The sequence below is a fragment of the Paractinoplanes brasiliensis genome (assembly GCF_004362215.1).
Taxonomy (GTDB): domain Bacteria; phylum Actinomycetota; class Actinomycetes; order Mycobacteriales; family Micromonosporaceae; genus Actinoplanes; species Actinoplanes brasiliensis.
In genome coordinates this window covers 3,845,748-3,865,007 of the sequence record NZ_SNWR01000001.1, presented here as the reverse complement: position 1 = coordinate 3,865,007, position 19,260 = coordinate 3,845,748, and the positions used below count along the sequence as shown (strand labels likewise).

24 protein-coding genes and 1 tRNA gene are annotated in these 19,260 nt (G+C 64.8%); 8 read left to right on the top strand and 17 right to left on the bottom strand.

What is annotated here, in order from left to right; translation table 11 throughout:
• Positions 1 to 297 precede the first annotated feature (297 nt).
• The 6 genes from C8E87_RS17320 to C8E87_RS17295 form a co-directional block, all read right to left on the bottom strand.
• On the bottom strand, positions 298 to 2,424 hold the full coding sequence (locus C8E87_RS17320) for a P-loop NTPase family protein (RefSeq protein WP_133874062.1): 2,127 nt from the start codon (positions 2,422 to 2,424) through the stop codon (positions 298 to 300).
• Between the two features lie 92 nt (positions 2,425 to 2,516).
• Complete coding sequence (locus C8E87_RS17315; protein WP_133874061.1) at positions 2,517 to 2,864, bottom strand: hypothetical protein; 348 nt, start codon at positions 2,862 to 2,864, stop codon at positions 2,517 to 2,519.
• A gap of 15 nt (positions 2,865 to 2,879) precedes the next feature.
• Entirely contained in the window at positions 2,880 to 3,506 is a 627-nt protein-coding gene (locus tag C8E87_RS17310; protein WP_133874060.1) for a DUF2637 domain-containing protein, read from the bottom strand.
• Entirely contained in the window at positions 3,503 to 3,727 is a 225-nt protein-coding gene (locus C8E87_RS17305; protein WP_133874059.1) for a hypothetical protein, read from the bottom strand. Before C8E87_RS17305 ends, C8E87_RS17310 begins: the two co-directional genes overlap by 4 nt.
• A 37-nt stretch (positions 3,728 to 3,764) precedes the next feature.
• Complete coding sequence (locus C8E87_RS17300; protein ID WP_133874058.1) at positions 3,765 to 4,004, bottom strand: DUF6284 family protein; 240 nt, start codon at positions 4,002 to 4,004, stop codon at positions 3,765 to 3,767.
• 625 nt (positions 4,005 to 4,629) lie between these two features.
• Positions 4,630 to 4,917 (bottom strand): hypothetical protein, encoded by a 288-nt coding sequence (locus C8E87_RS17295; protein WP_133874057.1) that lies wholly within the window; start codon positions 4,915 to 4,917, stop codon positions 4,630 to 4,632.
• A 138-nt stretch (positions 4,918 to 5,055) separates the two neighbouring features.
• Here C8E87_RS17295 and C8E87_RS17290 point away from each other — a divergent pair, with 138 nt between their 5' ends.
• The 3 genes from C8E87_RS17290 (at position 5,056) to C8E87_RS17280 (ending at position 6,565) form a co-directional block, all read left to right on the top strand.
• Positions 5,056 to 5,406: a winged helix-turn-helix domain-containing protein gene (locus C8E87_RS17290; protein ID WP_133874056.1), complete on the top strand. Its 351-nt coding sequence runs from the start codon at positions 5,056 to 5,058 to the stop codon at positions 5,404 to 5,406.
• Positions 5,407 to 5,480: 74 nt separating this feature from the next.
• Complete coding sequence (locus C8E87_RS17285; protein ID WP_133874055.1) at positions 5,481 to 6,158, top strand: NUDIX hydrolase; 678 nt, start codon at positions 5,481 to 5,483, stop codon at positions 6,156 to 6,158.
• On the top strand, positions 6,155 to 6,565 hold the full coding sequence (locus C8E87_RS17280; RefSeq protein WP_133874054.1) for an NUDIX hydrolase: 411 nt from the start codon (positions 6,155 to 6,157) through the stop codon (positions 6,563 to 6,565). The genes C8E87_RS17285 and C8E87_RS17280 overlap by 4 nt, the downstream gene beginning before the upstream one ends.
• 15 nt (positions 6,566 to 6,580) lie before the next feature.
• Here the strand turns inward: C8E87_RS17280 and C8E87_RS17275 are convergent, their stop codons facing one another.
• From C8E87_RS17275 to C8E87_RS17260, 4 genes are all read right to left on the bottom strand, one after another.
• Positions 6,581 to 6,898, bottom strand: coding sequence for a tetratricopeptide repeat protein (locus C8E87_RS17275; protein WP_133874053.1), 318 nt, complete (start codon positions 6,896 to 6,898; stop codon positions 6,581 to 6,583).
• Positions 6,898 to 7,392 carry a nucleoside-diphosphate kinase gene (locus C8E87_RS17270; RefSeq protein ID WP_133874052.1) on the bottom strand — a complete coding sequence of 165 codons (495 nt, stop codon included), beginning with the start codon at positions 7,390 to 7,392 and terminating at the stop codon, positions 6,898 to 6,900. Before C8E87_RS17270 ends, C8E87_RS17275 begins: the two co-directional genes overlap by 1 nt.
• Positions 7,393 to 7,547: 155 nt before the next feature.
• Complete coding sequence (locus tag C8E87_RS17265; protein WP_133874051.1) at positions 7,548 to 10,280, bottom strand: HD domain-containing protein; 2,733 nt, start codon at positions 10,278 to 10,280, stop codon at positions 7,548 to 7,550.
• Positions 10,281 to 10,295: 15 nt separating this feature from the next.
• Positions 10,296 to 10,760, bottom strand: coding sequence for a hypothetical protein (locus C8E87_RS17260; protein ID WP_133874050.1), 465 nt, complete (start codon positions 10,758 to 10,760; stop codon positions 10,296 to 10,298).
• Positions 10,761 to 11,393: 633 nt separating this feature from the next.
• Between C8E87_RS17260 and C8E87_RS45570 the strand changes: the two genes are divergently transcribed.
• A complete protein-coding gene (locus tag C8E87_RS45570; protein ID WP_239080208.1) occupies positions 11,394 to 12,344 on the top strand; it encodes a transposase in 951 nt (316 codons plus the stop codon).
• Here the strand turns inward: C8E87_RS45570 and C8E87_RS17250 are convergent.
• The 3 genes from C8E87_RS17250 to C8E87_RS17240 form a co-directional block, all read right to left on the bottom strand.
• Positions 12,290 to 12,631: an STAS domain-containing protein gene (locus C8E87_RS17250; RefSeq protein ID WP_133874049.1), complete on the bottom strand. Its 342-nt coding sequence runs from the start codon at positions 12,629 to 12,631 to the stop codon at positions 12,290 to 12,292. The genes C8E87_RS45570 and C8E87_RS17250 overlap by 55 nt on opposite strands.
• A gap of 191 nt (positions 12,632 to 12,822) precedes the next feature.
• Positions 12,823 to 13,032, bottom strand: a complete 210-nt coding sequence (locus tag C8E87_RS17245) for a hypothetical protein (RefSeq protein WP_133874048.1) — start codon at positions 13,030 to 13,032, stop codon at positions 12,823 to 12,825.
• A gap of 353 nt (positions 13,033 to 13,385) precedes the next feature.
• Positions 13,386 to 13,475: transfer RNA gene (locus C8E87_RS17240), tRNA-Ser, on the bottom strand.
• A gap of 126 nt (positions 13,476 to 13,601) precedes the next feature.
• Between C8E87_RS17240 and deoD the strand changes: the two genes are divergently transcribed.
• On the top strand, positions 13,602 to 14,318 hold the full coding sequence (deoD, locus tag C8E87_RS17235; RefSeq protein ID WP_133874047.1) for a purine-nucleoside phosphorylase: 717 nt from the start codon (positions 13,602 to 13,604) through the stop codon (positions 14,316 to 14,318).
• 103 nt (positions 14,319 to 14,421) lie between these two features.
• On the opposite strand, the gene C8E87_RS17230 is transcribed toward deoD, so the two are convergent.
• The 4 genes from C8E87_RS17230 to C8E87_RS17220 form a co-directional block, all read right to left on the bottom strand.
• Complete coding sequence (locus C8E87_RS17230) at positions 14,422 to 14,868, bottom strand: nucleoside deaminase (protein WP_341771757.1); 447 nt, start codon at positions 14,866 to 14,868, stop codon at positions 14,422 to 14,424.
• Positions 14,869 to 14,870: 2 nt separating this feature from the next.
• Entirely contained in the window at positions 14,871 to 15,383 is a 513-nt protein-coding gene (locus C8E87_RS17225; protein ID WP_133874046.1) for a tRNA adenosine deaminase-associated protein, read from the bottom strand.
• An 88-nt stretch (positions 15,384 to 15,471) separates the two neighbouring features.
• Positions 15,472 to 15,639 carry a hypothetical protein gene (locus C8E87_RS43730; RefSeq protein ID WP_166661183.1) on the bottom strand — a complete coding sequence of 56 codons (168 nt, stop codon included), beginning with the start codon at positions 15,637 to 15,639 and terminating at the stop codon, positions 15,472 to 15,474.
• Between the two features lie 102 nt (positions 15,640 to 15,741).
• A complete protein-coding gene (locus C8E87_RS17220) occupies positions 15,742 to 16,095 on the bottom strand; it encodes a hypothetical protein (protein WP_133876884.1) in 354 nt (117 codons plus the stop codon).
• A gap of 140 nt (positions 16,096 to 16,235) precedes the next feature.
• On the opposite strand from C8E87_RS17220, the gene C8E87_RS17215 reads away from it, so the two are divergent.
• The 3 genes from C8E87_RS17215 to C8E87_RS17200 all read left to right on the top strand — a co-directional run bounded on the left by C8E87_RS17215 (position 16,236) and on the right by C8E87_RS17200 (position 19,017).
• On the top strand, positions 16,236 to 16,955 hold the full coding sequence (locus C8E87_RS17215) for a M23 family metallopeptidase (protein ID WP_133874045.1): 720 nt from the start codon (positions 16,236 to 16,238) through the stop codon (positions 16,953 to 16,955).
• Positions 16,956 to 17,443: 488 nt separating this feature from the next.
• Positions 17,444 to 18,397, top strand: a complete 954-nt coding sequence (locus C8E87_RS17205; RefSeq protein WP_133874044.1) for a prephenate dehydrogenase/arogenate dehydrogenase family protein — start codon at positions 17,444 to 17,446, stop codon at positions 18,395 to 18,397.
• Positions 18,398 to 18,444: 47 nt separating this feature from the next.
• Positions 18,445 to 19,017 carry a DinB family protein gene (locus C8E87_RS17200; protein ID WP_133874043.1) on the top strand — a complete coding sequence of 191 codons (573 nt, stop codon included), beginning with the start codon at positions 18,445 to 18,447 and terminating at the stop codon, positions 19,015 to 19,017.
• The last annotated feature ends 243 nt before the right edge of the window (positions 19,018 to 19,260 follow it).

Sequence of the window (19,260 nt, the reverse complement as noted above, 5' to 3'; positions counted from 1 at the left end):
GGCACAGTCGGCTCCGCATGCCGCGCCCGTGGCGACCACGCCCATCGCAGCGGCGGCAGGTGCCGAACGGCTTGACCGCACAGACGGCGGCATAGCAGAGGGTGATGACGACCAGGACGGGGCAGAGCAGGCTAGCGACGATGCGGACGGCGTCCACCTATGGCCTCCAGGCGGTTTCAGGGGCGCAGGAAGGGAGGGGCGCTAGGGCGCTAGCGTCCAGGTGAGGTGACTATTCGAGGGCTAGCGGCACCGCTAGATCTAGCTCTTGCCGGGGCTAGACCTAGCGGCCCGCTATCCCTATGCGGCCCGGCGCCGCTGGTTACGCTCGGCCACGGCCGCCGCAATGTCATCGCGGTGGATTCCCTTGCGGTTGGCCTTCTCGCCGGTCGCGGGATCGGTGCCCCATACCTGCCGACCGACCGGGATGCCGTACGGCTTGAGCGCCGCCGCGACCTGTTCCGGCTTCCACCCGCCGTACACCTCGGGTCGCAGCTCAGCGAGGCGCGCAGCCACGGCCTCCGACCAGACCTTGGGCTCGCCGAGCGGGACCACCGTCAGGATGTCGTCCAAGAGAGACGACACCGCGACCTCGGCAGGCTGTTCGCCGGCCGCTTGGCCGCTGAGCGTTCCGGCGGCCTCGCGCAGAGCACGCGCCCGCGCGATCACGGCATCGATATCCGCGAGCGGCGTGCGATGCGTTCGAACGGTCAGCGCGTCCTCGACGGCTCCGGAGTCGTCGGCGCCTAGCAGGATGCCCACACCCTTGTGCGCACGCTGGAGTCGAGACGAGTCGTGCCCGGCGGTGTACGAGCCAGCGCCAAGCACAGCCTCGGACGACTGCCACGTCATCGTCTTGAGCGCGAACCGCGTGCCGATGTTGTCGCGCAGGTCGGTCGGCACGGCCTTGCCGTCCGGCTTCTGTGTGGCCAGCACGATCATGATGCCGACCGATGGTCCGACCTTGCACAGCTCGGTCAGGAGCGAAACGATCTCGGCGCCATAGATCGGGTTGCCGCTATGCCGCTGGAACTCGTCGATCACGACGAGGATCGGCCATAGCTTGAGCGAGCGCCGCTCGGCGATCGCCCGGGTCACCTTCGACTCGGGGCAGATGTCCGGCGGCAGGGTCGCGATCGTGTCGTACCGCCGGTTCATCTCCGCGACCAGGGCGCGCAGATCTTCGACCAAAGCCAGGACAACCTCATCGCGTACGCCGAAACCGATCCGATGCGCGACGCGCTCGAACGCCCGCCAGTCCTGCCCGCCCTTCCCGTCGTAAATGTGCAGCTCGACGATCGGATCGAGCGCGCAAGCGAGGGCAGGCACACGAGCCGCGAAGGTCTTGCCCATCCTCGGAATGGCCCCGACCAACAGCGACGTGAACATGAGTTGCAGGCACACCAGCCGGCCGCGCTGATCCTCGCCGAACGGGAACGACTCGAAGACGTCGACCTGTCCCTTCGAGATCAAAGGCCAAAGACCAGATTCCTTCGCGTACGGGTCCTCGTCCGCGACCCACAACGCGAGTCGCCGCGCCGATCCCGCCGTACCGCGCACCCGTTCCGGCCAGACCTGCACCTCGTCGAGGTCGAGGCCGGCGGCCAGGTCGTTCCGCTTCTTGATCGCCGTGTCGGCCTTGATGCCGTACGGAAGATCGATGACCGCACGCCACCCAGGGCCATCACGCATGATCGGCGCCGGGAAGACGATCGGGTCGTCTGACTTGCACAGCCCGGCAGCGAGGAAGGCGCGCATCAGGACGTCTGCGGTCAGCTTGCGCACCCGCGGCTTGACCGTGGCAACGTCCACCAGCGGCTTGTCGGCCGGCGAACCAATCACGCCCAAGACACCCATGAGCACGGCAAGCGACGCGTACAGAACCGCTCGGGGCGCCGCAGTCAGCAGGAATGTCCCGCTGACGAGGCAGAACGCCGCTGAGAGAAGCAGAATGACCGTCCGCAGCCGTACGCGGTCGTCACGCTGCCGCGAGAGTCGGAGATAGTCGGCGGCGTCCTCACGCCGCACGGCGGCCAGCCGGATCGGCCGACCCTCCGCATCGGACACCCAGTGCGACGTGCCGCTGATGGACCGGACCACACCGCGCGGCGCCCGGACGAGGAGCCGTCCGGCGTACAGCGGCAGCCGCGTCAGGTGATAGGCGAAGACGTACGTGTAATGGCCGATGAACCACCGAGCGAAGGCAATCGCCTCAGCCTTGGACCTCAGCCAGGCCGGGATGATCGGCCGACGAGTGGCGGTCCGCCGCGAGGTAGGCAGATCAACCGGCACCGGCGCGTCACCGATCTCGTCTCGTTCGTCGTCGAGATCGGCCGACCAGTTCGCAGGCCGGCGGGTGCGGAGGTCTACCACGTCCGCCTCGGCGGCTTTCCAATCGAACTCGTTGTCCGGGTTCGGGGTTGTCATGATGGAGATTCCTCCGGGAAGTCTGTTGGCCGAACGGGGAGCCGGGGCGCGGTTGATGGTTTGCAGGCCGGTCGGCCGCGCCCCGGGCAGAGCTATCGGTCGAGTTCGTCGATCACGTCGCCGTTGTCGTCGGTGGCGGTGGCGACGAGACCGGGATAGACACCGAGGTCGAAGGCCAGGACGAAGCCGGCCACGGCTGGGGTCAGGTTGACCGCGATGTCCGAGCCGTCGGCCGTGTGGACCTTCGCTTGCTCGGAACTGACCGACGCGTCGGTCACGTCGGTCACCACCGTGCGCAGGTAAAGCGCGACCGGGCAGGAGTTGACGTCGTGCGGCTGGCCGCGCCATCCGCCGAACTCCAGAAGGTGGGCGATGTCCTCGGCGTTGTCGCCGAGCGCATCCAAGATCTTGTTGAGCCGACGTTCGGCGTTGTCAGGCATGGGATCTCCGTTGGTTCAGGCAGCGGCAGACAGGTGCCGCCGGACGGTGCGGTCGGTCACGCCGAGCCGCCGGGCGATCTCTCGGGAGGGCAGATCGGGGTGCCGGGCGCGGAGCTTCGCCACCGCTTTGCCGGTGTCCCGCTTCCGAGGGGTACGGGTTTTGAGTGGTGCCGCGTCCGCCTCGATGTCCGCGGTTATGTCCGGCGCCGCGACCGTTTCCACGGCCGTCCGTACGTTCACTTCCTCGACCTCGCGCTGCATCCGGCCGGACAGCTCGACCAAGCAGACCGAGGCGACTACGACCAGACCGTCAACGGACAGAGGGATGAGGAAGGGCGCCGCGCCGACCTCGCCATAGCGGCTGACCACACCCGCCATGTGCCAGTAGGACACCCACGCCGCGATCGCGGCGATCGAGGCCGTAGCCGCGATCCGGACGATGGCCAGCGACCGACGATGCACGGGAATGCGGGAGATCAGCTCGACGGTCAGGAGCAGAGCCAACGGCGGCCAAGCGGCAATGGCCTGGCTGATCGGGTTGGGCAGAGCGTGCAGGATGTTGGCCGCTACCGAGGTCGCAACCCCGAGCAGCAGCGCTCCCCGCACGCCCCATCGCACCCGGCTGAGCTGAGCGTCCGTCATTTGTCGCCGCCTAGCGACTGCCCGATAGTGGTCAGCCCGGACCGTACGCCGTCGACCAGCGCCCGAGAGGGCTGCGCCAGTACGCCATCGCTCCCGGCGATGACGAGACCGAGCATCAGCGCGCACACGGCAACGAAGACGATCCGGCCGCGCGTCTTGTGGTCGATGGCGAGCATGACCAGGACGGCGATGAGGACGAGGGAGAAGATTCCGAGGCTCATGCGGATCTCCGATCGACAGGGTCGATGAATCCGGGCATCAGGCCACCTCGTCGATCGAGCGGAGGTAGCGCTCGACGAGGGTGACCATCTCGCGGAGCACGCGGTTCTGAGCGCGCCGGAGCCGGCGCCAGTCGAGCTGAGTCGGTGCGGGCTCCGCAGTGAGGAAGCGAATCTCGGCGTCGACCAGGGCGATCTCGGCTTCGAGAAGGCGCTGTTCGCGCTCGATCGCGGCGAGGTGGGCCGGGGTGGGCTCTTCGGGGAGAAAGTCGCGGTACACGGATGTCCTTCCGGGTCTGTGACGACCGCGGGCGGCACGAGTCGAATACAACGTCGCGTTGTGTTCATGGCGCGACCGTACAATGCCAAGTTGTATTCGAGCAAGCGTGCGCCTTACGGTCGATCGCGGTTCAAGGTGGTGGAACTGGACTGACCAGCCGCCGCCGGCCAGACGGTTAGGTGATCACCCTGGGAGATCGCGTAACCTCGCCGGTGATGGCCGAGACGAGCAGCGAACTACCCGAGGACTGGTGGACGACTGAGGACGTCCTGGCGTTCCTGCGGTCAGCGGGAGCGCCGATCAGCCGCGTCACTTGGGCGGCTTATGTCTCACGCGGCCAGGCGCCGGCCGCAGATCGGATGTTCGGCCGCTCGCCGGCCTGGTTGCCGGCCTCAATCCGAGAGTGGCAAGCCTCGCGACCGCGCCGCGGGTCGATCGAGTCCTGACCGAACATCGTTCCTCACCTCTTCAGTAGCGTTGCTTTCCTGGTGAGACCCAGTCAACCCGGAAAGTCATGCGCCGCCGACGAGGCAACCACCCATGCCTGACGCATCTGCGATGCAGTGCCGATGAAGAAGCCCCGGCAGCCTCCATGGCCGCCGGGGCTCGGTCGCTACTGAACGGGTCACCGCCGGTCGAGCACCGCCACGGCGACATTGAGCGCGTCCCGGAGTTCCCGCGCCTCGTTCGCCGTCAGGTTGGCGACGGTCGGCTCACCCCAACCCTTGCCGATCGCCAGCGCGATCTCGTCCTTCGCATCGGGCCGAACCAGGTTGACGGCGACAAGAGCCTGTTCGCACTCGACGTCGACCTCGGCAATGAGGTGGGAGTGCTGAGTGCCCTGATGTTCGTGATCAATCGTGCAGTAGAGGGGACACCGCTTCCGAGGTCGAGCAAGACGCGTGACGGACATTGCCATGACTCCTTCTCCGGGTGGCCCCAGTGCCCAGTGAGTCCAATGGGGCCAGAGCGACGGGCACCTTCAAAACGATACAGACGTCTAGACGCATACACCACTAGATGCCGACCCGTCCACACCTAGCGTGAGGGGGTGATTACGCCGGATCGCGAAGGTGCTGCTTATCGGCAGCTCGCTGGCATCCTGCGCGACCGCATACGTAGCGGAGAGTTACATCCCGGACAACGGATGCCGTCAGAGAAAGATCTCCACGACGAGTTCGGCTTGGCGCGAGAGACCGTGCGCCGCGCGATGGCGGTTCTCCGCTCAGAGGGCTTGATCGACATTCGCCATGGCCACGGCACGTTCGTCGCGGCAATGCCGGAGCGGATCGAACTCAAGCCAGGCGACACGGCAACCTCGACGGCCGCGATCACGATCACCCGCGCAAGCGGAGAGACAGAGATCTATCCGGCAGGCACGATCGCCACGGCGGTCGACTGATCGATGCAGGTCAGGCCGCACACTCGCCAACCGGCGAGGACGGGTCTGCTCTCTGCCGCCGGGCGCGCTGCCTCATGAATCAGCCGGCCCGCCACACCGTCATCGACCAATGGACCGGTCGGCATGCGATCGCGCTTCAAGCGGCCCTGCGGATGTCGCAGGACGAGATGGCCGCACTCATCGGTGTCGCCAAGCGAACCATCGCATCGTGGAGTGAGCGGCCCGAGATCGTCATTCGCCCGGAGCTGCAACGAGCGCTCGATACCGCGTACAGCCGTGCGGACGAGCCGGCCAAGCTTCGCTTCGCCCGTCAGCTCAAGGCCGACGATGACGCAGCCGTCGCGGCTGCCGGCAACGCCGTCGCCTTGACCGTAGCGATCGCGGTGGTCCTGGACGACGCCAAGGTTCTGCTGGTCTGTCGCCGTGACACTGACCCGAGCGGAATCTCCTGGCAGTTCCCGGCCGGCATCGTCAAGCCAGGCTCCGCCCCCGCGACGATCGCGATCCGCGAAACCCTCGCCGAAACGGGCGTCCACTGCTCGGTGAGAGCCGAACTCGGCAGCCGCGTCCATCCGCTGACCGGCGTGAGCGCGACCTACTTCCTCTGCGACTACCTCGCCGGCGAGGTCGAGAACCGCGACGTCGTCGAGAACACGAGCGCGCTCTGGGCGCCGACGGCAGAAGTCACCCGATTCATCCCGAAGCAACGCATTTACGCGCCGATCCTGCGCGTCCTGGAAGGGGAACAATGAGCGAGTCCACGAACACCGAGCGCCCCGCCATCGCAGCGGCCGTGATCGTCCAGAACGGCCAGGTCTTGCTCGTCCGTCGCCGGGCGAAAGAGGGGCAGCTCTCTTGGCAGTTCCCCGCCGGCGAGGTCGAGCAGGGGGAATCCGGCGACCAGGCCGCCGTCCGGGAGGCCAAGGAGGAAACCGGCCTGACCGTGCGAGCGGTTGCCGATCTAGGCGAGCGAATTCACCCGAACACCGGTCGCACCATGCTCTACTCCGCCTGCGAAGTCGTGGACGGTACGGCGTACGTGGCCGACGAGGAAGAGCTAGCAGAGGTGGCGTGGTCCGACCGCGCCACCCTCACTACGTACGTCCCATACCCGTTCTTCGGCCCCGTGCAGGAGCACCTAGACGCCAACCTGCGCTGACGTCCGAAGCGGCATTTAGATCAGACCGAGCAGGTTAGCCAGTCGGGACCGGACCACACCGTCATGGAAGTGGTCCGGCAGCGGCACCCCGCCGACAGACTGTCGCTGAGATACGACGTCGTCGAGGCTGTTCGCCGGCAGAGCCTCCATGAGCTGGAGACACTGCCGCGCGTAGTGCTCTGCCTCATCTGCCCGGCCAACCTCACGAAGCCTCACGGCAACCGCGTAGGCGTACTCAGCAGTCACCCGCAGATCCCCCCAAGGCAGCTCGGCCCGGTACTGCTCGATGACCTCGTCGATCGGCGGCCGAGACGAGACCTTCTCCTCGATCATCAGAACGTGTACTTCTCAGCCACGGTCTGGTAGTCGAACAGCTCGGCGCTGTCGAACCACAGGTCGATCTCATACTTGGCCTCGTCCGGCTTGCCCGACGCGTGCACGAGATTCGCAGCAACGATCTTGTTGGCCTGCGAGAAAGCCTTCGAGACGTGCGCAAAGTCCCCGCGGATCGTCCCCGGAGCAGACTCGTTCGGGAAGGTGGAGCCGACAAGCCGGCGCACGTTCGCGACCGCCTCGATGCCTTCGAGCACCAGCGCGATGACCGGACCCATCTGCATAAAGTTCGCAGTGAGGTCGAAGACGTCCTTGCCGAACCGCTCTTCGAGGTCGAAGTAGTGCTTCTTCGCCAGGTCGGCGTCCATCTGCACCATCTTGGTTCCGACGACCTTCAGGCCAGCATCCTCAAACCGCTGCACTACGCGCCCGATCAGCCCACGGGCGACAGCGTCGGGCTTCAAAAGTACGAGCGTACGTTCAGTGGTGGCCACAATCACTCTCCACGACTTGGATCGTCAATTGCAAACAGGCTACCTCACACGTCTTTAGTTAGAGTCACTAGCCTCGATCACTCTCCACTATCACTTCGCTGACTGGGATTGCACATCGCCAATCAGCAAACATTCGCGACATTGGGCCGCCATATTCATGGTATCAAATCACGGTCGATCAAGAATTCAACAAACGAGGACACCGGTTTAGCACCAACAACTGATTTGCCAATATCAAGCGTCAAACGTCGACCATTCTCGTCGATATTTGAGAGCGACCTCACGATAGATTCGGGCGCACAGTTCCAAGCGCGAGCGATCGCATGAATGACGAGGCCGACAGTCGAACCTCGATACTCTTTCCACCACTCCTCGGGTGAAGTTACGATACCCGAACGGACTGGGATTCTACGGATTCCCGTATACTCTTCCCCTGGCCAAGCATCCCATTCGCCATATTGCGCATTCGAAGAAGGCGCGAGTACTATATCTTCTCCGAGAAGGACATACTCTCGAGCGGACCTACTCCAGAAGGTTTGTTCGCCCAACTTGTCGTCCACTTCTACATCAAAGTCGTCAGCTATAACAATACGACGCCTGTCACGTGCCCATTCTTCCAACTCGTGGGCACTTAGATACCCTTCGGCCGTGCAAGCAATATGTACACCTTTGGTATCTGCGCCAAGCCGACTCAGGAGAGCTACGTATATATTCCATTCAGGGGAATGCGAGTTGATCTCATCTTGCCAAATCTCGGCCTGCTCCGATGCCCAGTCAGCGATCTCCTTCGCACTCGCGTCTAGGGAAGCTTTCGTTCGATCTGCCTTGAGCGGCTGACCCGTAAAGATTCCGATGGCGCCGCCAAGCTCCGCTATACGGAGACCACCACCAGTAATAACGCCCCAAACTCGAAGCTCTTCGCCCTGATCACCGATGACGCCCGGCGGCACTGGTGCAAGGGCTGCGTGAGCGAGCATGCGATCCCCGCGCATGATGGGTCGCATCGCGTCACTCACAAAACCGAGGGAAACATGCGTGCTTGACCAGATAGGGCTACCGACATGTCCGAGTCGGCAGATTAGCTCCCGACCAGTCAGCGTTTTCCAGTCGTGCGACTCGATGCAATTGCGCCGCTCCTCGCCTCTATCTATTACTTGAAGGGGAACGTCCAACGAAGGCGCAAGCTTCTGGCAAAGGTCAAAAAAGTTGGCATAATTCAATCCGGCAAAAACCCGAGGCTTGTCATCCATCAACAGATCATACGAATCCGGATCGCGCAATTTTATGGAAACAGTTGTACCTCCCGAATGGCGCATTTCTTGCCGTGTAGCGATACGCAATATTGGGCGCCCCGCCAAGCCCTCTGGAAACTCCAGAATTCGAGTATCAGACGATGCTTCATCGTAACGTCGTGAAACGACAGATACATAATCGCCAATCATAAAGGCGGCGTAGAAGCCAATCCCATATCTGCCCGCAGGGCGGAACTTACTTGCTGCCAGTCCGGGCGATTCCTCGCGCATCAATTGGGAGCCCCAGTAACTTCTACCAAAGTCAAGCAGTACTCCGGTCATCACTGCCCGAGACATTCCTACGCCTGAATCAGTGACCCGAATCCAATCGGCCCCCTGTTCGTCGGTCTCGTATGCAACCGTTATAGCAGCCGGTGCTGCGTCAGTAAGTGTCGCGAGGGCCCTTGTTGCATCAGCGGCGTTCTGGATTAGTTCTCGGATCGCAGTATCGGGACGGTTACCGTATAGACTTTCCCCTCCCAGCTTTTTGACCAAGGACGGCACATTACTGACAGTAATACTGGCGTCTACCGGGATCCATCCCCGAGTCGGAATTAGCGTGCTTAGGCGACTGGGGGAGTCAACGCCCTTAACTGCACGTGCAGCCATCCGGGGTCTGCTCATTTCCACCAAGAGAGCATCAACTGACCGCAGCTCTTTATCCACGACATGTAGAGCATCATGGCAAGCCCACCACGCGGAGATCTCTGAAACTTCGAACGGTTGAGCTGCGGTGAATAGCAGTTGGTCGTCCTGTCTCCGGATTTGCTGAAGATGGCCTTGAAACGACCAATGAATATCGGATAGTCCGCGTGGATTCCTGACTGCGCGTAAAAACTTCGGCGCGCGCCTAGAATCCAAATGGGCGGCATCGGCCAGTCGAAGAAGGCAAGCAAGTTTTAGAGAGTCCACTGTCCACTCGCTCGGACAATTCACAGGCGCGCCGATGGGGTGAGCTGGGAATGTGGCTGAAATCTTTTCTATATCCCACCAGTGACTAGCCGCAATCTGGCCGATCAGATGCCCGTAGGTTGTCCTAAGATCTACGTCATCGATAAGGTGATATTCCTCTGCGGTTGCTGTGCTTGTCCAGCTGATAAGGGCAAGTTCGGCAGCATGGGAAGCGTGCTTTTCACGAAGTGCGATTTCCTTCGCCGCTTGCTCAACATCTGCTGCCGGCGCGTCTAGCTCACCATCGGCCGCAGGGCGGCCACGCAACTCCATAGTGCAAGCTGCAACAATATCGCGCCAGTCATACTCCTTCTTAAGAGAATCAATGCCACCCGGCCACGCCGCTAATCCCATTCCTAAGTCATGAATGAGGAATGCTCCCCCGAGCACGTATGCTTCGGTAGGAGTAAGCTCGATGAGATCACCGCCAATGACATCAGCGAGTTCCCATAGAGCATCCAGATGAGCCGCGTCATGCACCGTGTACTCGCGCAGGTCTTGAGGTATCTCGGCGGCGAGCAACACTGCCCTTTCTCGAAACCGATGGTAGGCGACACGAAGTTGCTCCCGCTGGCTTCGATGATCTTCTACATCTCTGCCGAGAGAAGACGACCAGAGCCTGGTTCCTTCATAACCAAATGGCATGCTTATAACCTCTATCTACTTCACGCGAGGCAGAAAGGCGACGTTAGCTAGAACCCATGTCAAGATGATTAAAGTAAGGATGAACACTACGACGTATGTTTCGTACCATCGGTAGAAATTCTTCCATAATGGGCGAGCACGTACTCCTGGCTTCACTAGTTCATCCAGCAGATCACACTCTTCGCGACGGTAGTCGAGCCAGCTTAGAATTCCGACTATCACTTGAAGAATGGCGAAAGCGGCCACGGCCGTGACCAGCCACATGCCGACCGTAATGACGGTTCGGGCAGTTTCGGCGTCGATGCCCCAACGCTTGTATCCGAAGAATACGGCAAGCACACCGCCAAGTATGGTGGTCGCGATGGTTTGAAATATAGCCAAATATCGATGGACGTTCTCGTTCGTCGCATGGAGCTGTTGCAATATGAATTTATAGCGCTCCAATTGAAACACTGTCATGCGCTCTTGAAGATCCGTCATACGACAACCCTCTATTAAGTCCACTGCGACGTCAAGCGATCTTCCGACAATCTCTTCAGGCTCGGTGGGCTGCCGCGTATTCTAGTGCCCACCAAACCTAATTACGCTGCAACTTCACAACTGAGAAATTCACACGAGCTGAGCCAGCGGCGACATTGGCTCCAGCGATAGGGATGTTCTCATCGCAAGACACCCTGATTTGACATGCACGAGTCCAGCACTCTTACCGTCACGCGGTACCAGCTACAGGATCAAGGCTATGACTTCTAGCACTCTGACGGGGAGGTCAGGCCCTGCTCTACATACGTACCGCCAGCACTCAACCGCTCAACCGCGAAGGATGCGATGGCAGGGTCTCGGCAAAGTCACGGTGTCCGACTTAGGTGGATCAAGGTAGAAGCGCCTCGGTTGGCGGCAGCAAGACGGGCATGACCGGTTCAGAAGATCATCAAGGTTCCTGCGCCACGATGATCTATCCGAAGTGAGTCATGCCAGCACTGCCATCATCGCTGATCTCGTCTCTGTCCGATGCACCGGCTCTGACCCTTGCCGGAAACCGCTGCCGGGTTGCCCGCCGTACTGGCCGCGATGCGTCATCCGCGGGCACGGCGTGGTATCCGGCACCACCTCAGCGTGGTGGTGACCGCGGCGGTGTGCGCCGTGGTGGCCGGTTACCGTTCGTACGCCGCGATCGCGGAATGGGTGGCCGATGTGCCAGACGCGACGGCCGATGCCCTGGGCATCGCCGCTGATCGACGCCCGTCCGAAGCGATGATCCGCCGACTGCTGCAGAACCGACGCCGACGCCGACGCCGACGCCGACGCCTCGACGAACCGAAACGCTTCACCACCGAGACCGTCTACGCCATCACCGACCTACACGTCCACCACGCCAAACCGCACCAGCTGGCCGCGTGGATCCGCGGACACTGGTCCATCGAGAACAAGATCCACTGGGTACGGGACGTCACCTACGACGAAGACCGCTCGCAAATCCGCACCGGAACCGGACAACAAGTCATGGCCGCGCTACGCAACGCCGCTATCGGCGCCCTACGCCTCGCCGGCTTCACCAACATCGCCGCCGCCAACCGCCATCACGCCCGCCCGCTCACCCTGCTGGCATCACCTGACGACTTTGCCGGGGCCCTGGATGCGACGGCTGTCTCAGTCGCCGTCTCATTCAACCATGCCCATGCGGGTTCGGCGAGATCCGCCGTAGCCACTTCAAGCTGGTCACGTAGGCTGCCGAACCGCGTCGGACAGGGGCAAGCAGGCTTGGAAAGCGTGTTGGGTTCACACCCTCACGAGTTCGAATCTCGTATCCTCCGCCATCGAGCGATCAGAGCCGGGCCCTGCGCCCGGCTCTCCGCTTTTGCGGGCCGAGCTGTCAGACGAGTTCTTGATCGACTCAGCCACGGCCCGATCCCTCGTACGAGGGCCGACCGGGTTTTCGCCCGAAGAAGCGGCTCCGCCGTCGCGGAACAGGCCGGAAGTCGCTTTCCAAAGTCGACCCAACGGCGGCCGCCTCAGAGCTGGGCGGCGGCGATGGCGTCGTCGACCTCGGGGAAGACGGCGAAATAGCGGCTGAGACCGACGGTCTCCATCAGCTGGGTCAGGAAAGGGTTGGCGCCGGCGAAGCTGAGCCAGCCACCGCGGGCGTTGATGACCTGCTTGCTGGTGATGAAGGCGCTGAGGCCGACGGAATCGCAGAACTTGAGGTCGGTGAGGTCGACCACGATCCGGGGAACGGGGCGTTCCAGCAGCCCGGCCAGCGTCCTGTGGAGCTGGACGGCGGTGTCCGCATCCAGTTCGCCGCGCAGGTGAAGAACGGCGATGTCGCTGCGGTGATCGGTAACTGTGGCCTGCATGGGAATCGCTTCCTGGGCGCTGTTGATGGCGACTCAGGTTAGATCCGCGCAAACAATTGTCATCGGACAAACGGTCCGCCGGAAAGAGGAACGCAATGAGGGCCAGATCCCGTTCAGGATCTGACCCTCATTGGAAAGATCGGCTGGCCGATGAAGTCAAGCCTGCGGCGCAGCCTGGGCTCCTGGCGCCTCTACAGCTTGCGCCACTGCCAGCGTGGTCCACGCCACGCGTCGGCCAGGATCATGGCAGAAGCCCGTCCTGGACACTGCTGCACCTTCGACTTTCCCTCTGGTCCGCCCATCTGAGCTTCGACTTCCCAGCGGTCGCCGTCGGTGCGGACGTAGACGTCACGGCGCGCAAGCCGGACGTCACCATTCCACCAGTGACTGTCAACTCTCACGAGTCAAATCTAGGACAGTTCCCAGCCATCGGTGTAGGGCAATCTTGTGAGATTTTTTCACCAGGCGGTTAAAGGGCATTGTCTGATCCGGTGGTTTTGGGCTGCGTGACTTGCGCTACACCGGAGTTATTAGGGCTGTCCCCATAGCATCACCGTGAGTCATCGATACTGCTCGCGGATGCGGCAGGACGACATCGAAACGGCGGCGTTACGCGCACGATACCTGATCATGGAGAAGGGCCGATCGGACGATCCCACACCCGTACGTTCGGCTGACCCGTTCCGGGAAACGGAGAGTGACCAGAGTCGACAAACAAAACCGACGGCTCCGTCATCACAGAGCCGTCGGCTGTTGGCGGTGGTGAAGGGATTTGAACCCTTGGAGGGCTTGCACCCTCACACGCTTTCGAGGCGTGCTCCTTAGGCCGCTCGGACACACCACCGGTAAGTACGTTACCGGACGCCGATCAGCGCTCGTCGCCGGGTTCCCCAATCATCGCGCCGACCCCGGGTGACCTCGTCCGACCTGGCAGGATCGAGGTCATGAACGAGCGAGAAGAGACGCGCCGATGAGCGTGCACATCGGCGGACAGCCGGGCGACATCGCCGAGCGGGTCCTGCTCCCGGGCGACCCGATGCGGGCGAAATGGATCGCGGAGACCTTCCTGCAGGACGCGAAGTGCTACAGCCAGGTCCGGGGCATGCTCGGCTTCACCGGCACCTACCAGGGCGTCCCGGTGTCGGTGCAGGGCTCCGGCATGGGCATGCCGTCGGCGTCGATCTACACCCACGAGCTGATCAACGAGTACGGCGTGAAGTCGGTCATCCGGATCGGCTCGTGCGGCGCGCTGGCGCCCGACCTGCAGCTGGGTGACGTGATCGCCGCCATCGGCTCGGCGACCGACTCCAACATGAACCGGTCCCGCTTCGACGGCCTGATCGACTACGCGCCGGTGGCCGATTTCGGTCTGCTGCGTACGGCGGTCGAGGTGGCCGAGCGGCAGGGCACGGCGATCCGCGTGGGCCCGATCCTGGCCGCCGACGCGTTCTACACCGACCGTCCCGACCTCTACGACTCGCTGGCCGACTACGGCGTGCTCGCGGTCGAGATGGAATCGGCCGCCATCTACACCATCGCCGCCCGCTACGGCGCCAAGGCGCTGACCGTCCTGACCGTCAGCGATCACATCAAGACGGGCGCCAGGATGGATTCGGCGCAGCGCGAGCAGGGCTTCGGCGACATGGTCCGGATCGGTCTCGACACCGCGATCACTGGCGCTTCCTGAGCCGAGTGCCGCGGCGCCGGCTTCGTGCGGCGTCGCGGCCCTTCCCCCGTACGGGTATGAGCCGCTCGCGAAAACCGGGCGCGGCCTGGATCCCGTACGGGAATCAGCGGAAGAAGTCGCGCAGGAGGCTCGCGCACTCGGCCTCGAGCACTCCCGCATACACCTCGGGCCGATGGTTGAGACGACGATCCCGTACGACGTCCCAGAGCGACCCCACCGCGCCGGTCTTCGGCTCCCAGGCCCCGAACACCAGCACCGACACCCGCGCCAGCACCAGCGCCCCCGCGCACATCGTGCAGGGCTCCAACGTGACGACAAGCGTGCTGCCGTCGAGCCGCCACGTGCCGGCCTGTTCCGCCGCACGCCGCAGCACGAGGATCTCGGCGTGGGCGGTCGGATCACCGGTCGCCTCCCGCTGGTTGCCCGCCGCGGCCAGCTCCCGGCCCTCGGCGTCGAGCAGCACCGCGCCCACCGGCACGTCGTCCCCGGTCGCGGCAGCCACGTCGAGCGCCCGCCGCATCCAGGCCACGTGCTGCGGCCGGGCCACCAGGCTCACGCCTCCCGCAGCTCTTCCATCTCGTCGCCGCAGCCGATGCGCTGGCAGATCTCGGCGGTCACGTCGGCCGGCAGCATGCCCTCGAGCCCGCACAGCGCGAGCAGCCGGTGCGCACTGATGCCGAGGTCGTTGAGCAGCTCGGCATCGCCCACCGGATCGGCGTCCGGGTCGACGGCGGGTTTGTCGGTGTCGTCGTCACCACCGTCGGTCAGCTCGTCGATCTCCAGCGCCGGCGCCTCGATCTCGCCCAGCAGCACCGCGCCGATCCGCGACTCCTCGGCGAACGCCGAGTCGGAGCCGAAGACCCGCAGGTCCTCACCCTCGTCGAGCCGCAGAACGGCCAGATACTGGTCGTCGCTCTCGACGAAGAGCAGCGTCACGTCCGCGTCCGGCTCCACGTCGCGCATCGCGTCGACGATTTCCTCGATGTCGGCCAGCCCACCCAGGTCCAGCTCGGACGCCGTCCACCCGTCCTTGCCCCGGCCAACGGCAGCAGCGAATGTCGACAACTTTCCCCCCACGACTGGTGTCTTCGCGAGTGACGGTAGCCGGAAGAACGGCGGGCGCGGTGCGCCACGCCTTTGACGGTGGCGGAAGTCAGTTCACCAGGCGACGACGCATCGCGATGAGCTCGCGCAGACGCGCCCTGCGCAGCCGCTGGGGCTGCGTCGTCTCACGCGCCGTTTTCGCACTCGCGAGTGCGGCCAGCAACTCCAGCCGGCGCCGGCGACGATCGGGATCGAGCCGATTCGGTGAGGGGGGCATGGCCCGAGGTTGAACCTTATCCAGACCTTAAGTCAAGACCGAGTGCGTACGGCGACGAGGACGGCACATCGGGTCGCCGACAAGCCGGTCAAGATCGGACAATCACCACAGCGGCCAGTCCTCCGTCGTGATCCACCGGGCGCCGACGAACGCCATGGCGATCGAGAGGCCGACGCCGCTCGCGAGGGCGACACCGACGGCCGCGCCACGGTCGCCGATCAGCGTCAGCACGACCGCGACGGCCCAGGCGCTGACCGCCGCCAGCAGCGTCCACCACGCATATCCGGCCAGGTCACGGGCGAGGGCGCCGAAAAGGGCCAGCCAGGTCACGCCGGCGGCCAGACCGGCCAGAAGCGGGCCCGCGGTGACCGGGTGCGGCTCGCGATAGGTCGGCCGCGACGGACCGGGGAACAGCCCCGACGGCGGCCGCATCGGCACACCCGGAGGGGGCGGCATCGCGGTCGTCTGCCAGGCCTCGCGCCCGTCGGTCACAGCCCACCTCCAGCATCGACCGGCACGCCTCGACCGGCCCTCACCCCTGCCAGCCTAGCCAGCGCTGGTCGGCGGGTCCGGGTCACTTCTGCCAGGATGGCTCGGTGCGATTGCTCCGTACCCTTTCCGGTTTGACCGTCTTGGCCGTCTGCCTGACCGGCTGTGGCGGCAACCCCGCCGACGGGCCGGTCGCCGCGACCCCGCAGTTCGTCGAGCCCTCCGTCACCTCGGAAGCACCGGTGCCGGCTCCGTCGTCAGCCGCGCCGTCACCGAGCGCGTCGCCCAGCCGCAGCCCGTCCGCCACGCCGCAGATCACTACGGCGTACGTCTTCCCGGTCAAGGCGTCGAACGTTGACTGGCACACCACCCACTCGAAATACAAGGCGACCGACATCTTCGCCGACTGCGGTGCGACCGTGGTCGCCACGACCAGCGGCGTTGTGCTCGAGGTCAGCCTCAAGGACGTGTATGTCAAAGGTGCGCCCGACGGCCCCAACAACGGCGGCCTGTCGGTGTCGCTACTGGGGGACGACGGCGTTCGGTATTACGGCTCGCATCTGAGCAGGGTGCAGAACGGCATCAAGAAAGGTGTCCGGGTCGCCGCCGGTCAGCAGCTCGGCAAGGTCGGCCGAACCGGGAACGCGAACAACGTCTGCCACCTGCACTACGGCATCTCACCGCCGTGCGCCCAGGTCGGCGACTGGAAGGTCCGCCGCGGGGTGGTGTGGCCCTACTCCTATCTCGCGTCGTGGCGCAAGGGCGGCAAGAAGAGCCCGGTCGCCGAGGTCGCGGCCTGGAAACGCTCGCACAACTGCAGGGCCTGAATCTTCCGGGTACGCAAGGGGCCGCACCCTCGCCCGATGGGTGCGGCCCCTTGCTGCCGGGAGTAAAGACCTTGTTCCCCGTACGGGCGGTGTGGCGCCCACGCCCGCGCGCCCAGCCACGCCTGCCCGCCCAGCCACGCCTGCCCGCCCAGCCACGCCCGCGCGCCCAGCCACGCCCGCGCATGTCGGCCGGGCTCGTCTGCTCGCGACCGCGTCGGCCTGGTGTTGACCGTCACGGTGCGGTTTGACTCGTTAACTCACAAGATCACCGTAGATGTGCGGGCTCCTCCCTTGCAGCCTCAAAACGGACATATGTGACGTCAGGATCGGCCGATGATCGACTACCCGAACGGCCGACCTCGATGGAGTGGTGAGCGACGCTACACCCGGCGCCCTGGGCCGAGCGCGTTGTCCACAGGCCGGTTGGTTATCCACAAGCGAGCCGGAAGCGCGGGGTGGGCAGGCCCGATTGTGGGAGAGTTCCCGGCGTGAACATCGCAATCGTCGGCCTGGGGCTCATCGGGGGATCGCTGCTGCGTGCGCTACGGGCGGGGGGTCATCAAGTCGTGGGCTTCGATGCCGACCCGGGAACCCGGGGGCTTGCCGGTGCCGCCGGGTTCGAGGTGGCGGCGGACGTCGCTCGGGCGGTCGAGCGGGCAGAGTTGGTCGTGCTCGCCGTCCCACTGCCGGCGTTGCCCGGCGTGTTCGAGCAGCTGGCCGGTCATGCCGGGCTGATCACCGACGTGACGTCCGTCAAGGCGCCCGTTCGCGACCTGGCCGTCAAGCACGGCGTTCGGCGGTTCGTGGGTGGGCATCCGATGGCAGGTAAGGAGACATCGGGCTTCGGGGCCACGGACACGGCGCTCTTCGCCGGGTGTGCCTGGGTTCTGACCGTCGAGAGCGAGACCGATCTGCCCGATTGGCTGACCCTCGCGACGCTCTGCACCGAGCTGGGCGCGCGGGTGGTTCCGGCGTCCTCGGCCGAGCACGACCGGGCCGTGGCCGAGGTCAGCCACGTGCCGCACCTCTTCGCCGCAGCGCTCGCACTGCAACTGGAGGACAACCCGCTCGCGGGGGCGCTGGCCGCCGGTTCGTTCCGGGACGGCACTCGCGTGGCGGCCACCAGGGCCGAGCTGATCGTGGCGATGTGCGGCGGCAACGCGTCGGAGGTCGACAGTGCCCTGGGGCGGTTGATCGGCGACCTCGAACAGATGCGCCACGCCCTCGGGACCGACCCGGGGCGCGATCTGACGCCCGCGGTTGCCCGCGCCGGGGAGTTGCGCCGGGCCTGGCCGTCCTCGCCCGGGCACCCCGCGAACATGACGGCCACGGTCGATGGCCTGCTCGATCTGGGGCGGGCCGGCGGCTGGGTCACGCGGGTGGCAGAAGACATGGCGACGGTCGAGACAATGCGGCCGGAAAGTGGCCGGAATGGCTTTTAGCGTTCTCGTCACAGGGATGGGGAACAGCCGAACGTAGGGAGTCCGCGATGCCCGGTCAGGTCGGTTCGATCGAGAACGAACAGCACGGTCTGCTCGCCTACCTCGCGCAGGCGCGGTATCTGCTGAGGCTGACGGCGTACGGGCTCACCGAGGAGCAGTTGCGGGCGACGCCGTCGGCCAGCGCGCTCAGCGTCGGCGGGCTGATCAAGCACTGCGCGTCGACAGAGGCCGGGTGGATGGCGCAGGTGCGGGGCGAGCCGCAGGAGCTCGACTACGCCGCCTACGCCGACAACTTCCGGCTGGCCGACGGCGAGAGCATCGACGAGGTGCTGGCCCGGTACGACGAGATCGCGGCGCGGACCGAAAGGACGGTGATCGAGCTCGACGATCTCGGGCATGCCGTCCCGGTCGACCACTCGGTGCCATGGAACAGCAAGGACCTGTCGCACTGGACGCTGCGGTGGGTCCTGCTGCACCTGATCGAGGAGACCGCCCGGCACACCGGGCACGCCGACATCGTCCGCGAGTCGACCGACGGGGCGACCGCCTATCCGCTCATGGCCGCCGCCGAGGGCTGGCCCGAGACCGACTGGTTGAAGCCGTGGAAACCCGAGCCGTAGCCGGAACAGCCGCGGCCCGGCCGTCGGCAGGAGCGTGCCGGCCGCCGCGCACTGCGCCGATCCCGACCGACCACAGGGCACCCTCGGCGCCAACGGTGAAGCCGACGGCTGGCGGCCGAACGGGTGTGGCGGGTGAGAACGCCGTGGCGGTGAGAACGGTGTGAGCGGTAAGAGCGGCTTGGACGGCGGCAGCGGCTTGGGGACGCGAGAGCGGGGACGGCGCGAGCGGGGACGGCGAGACCG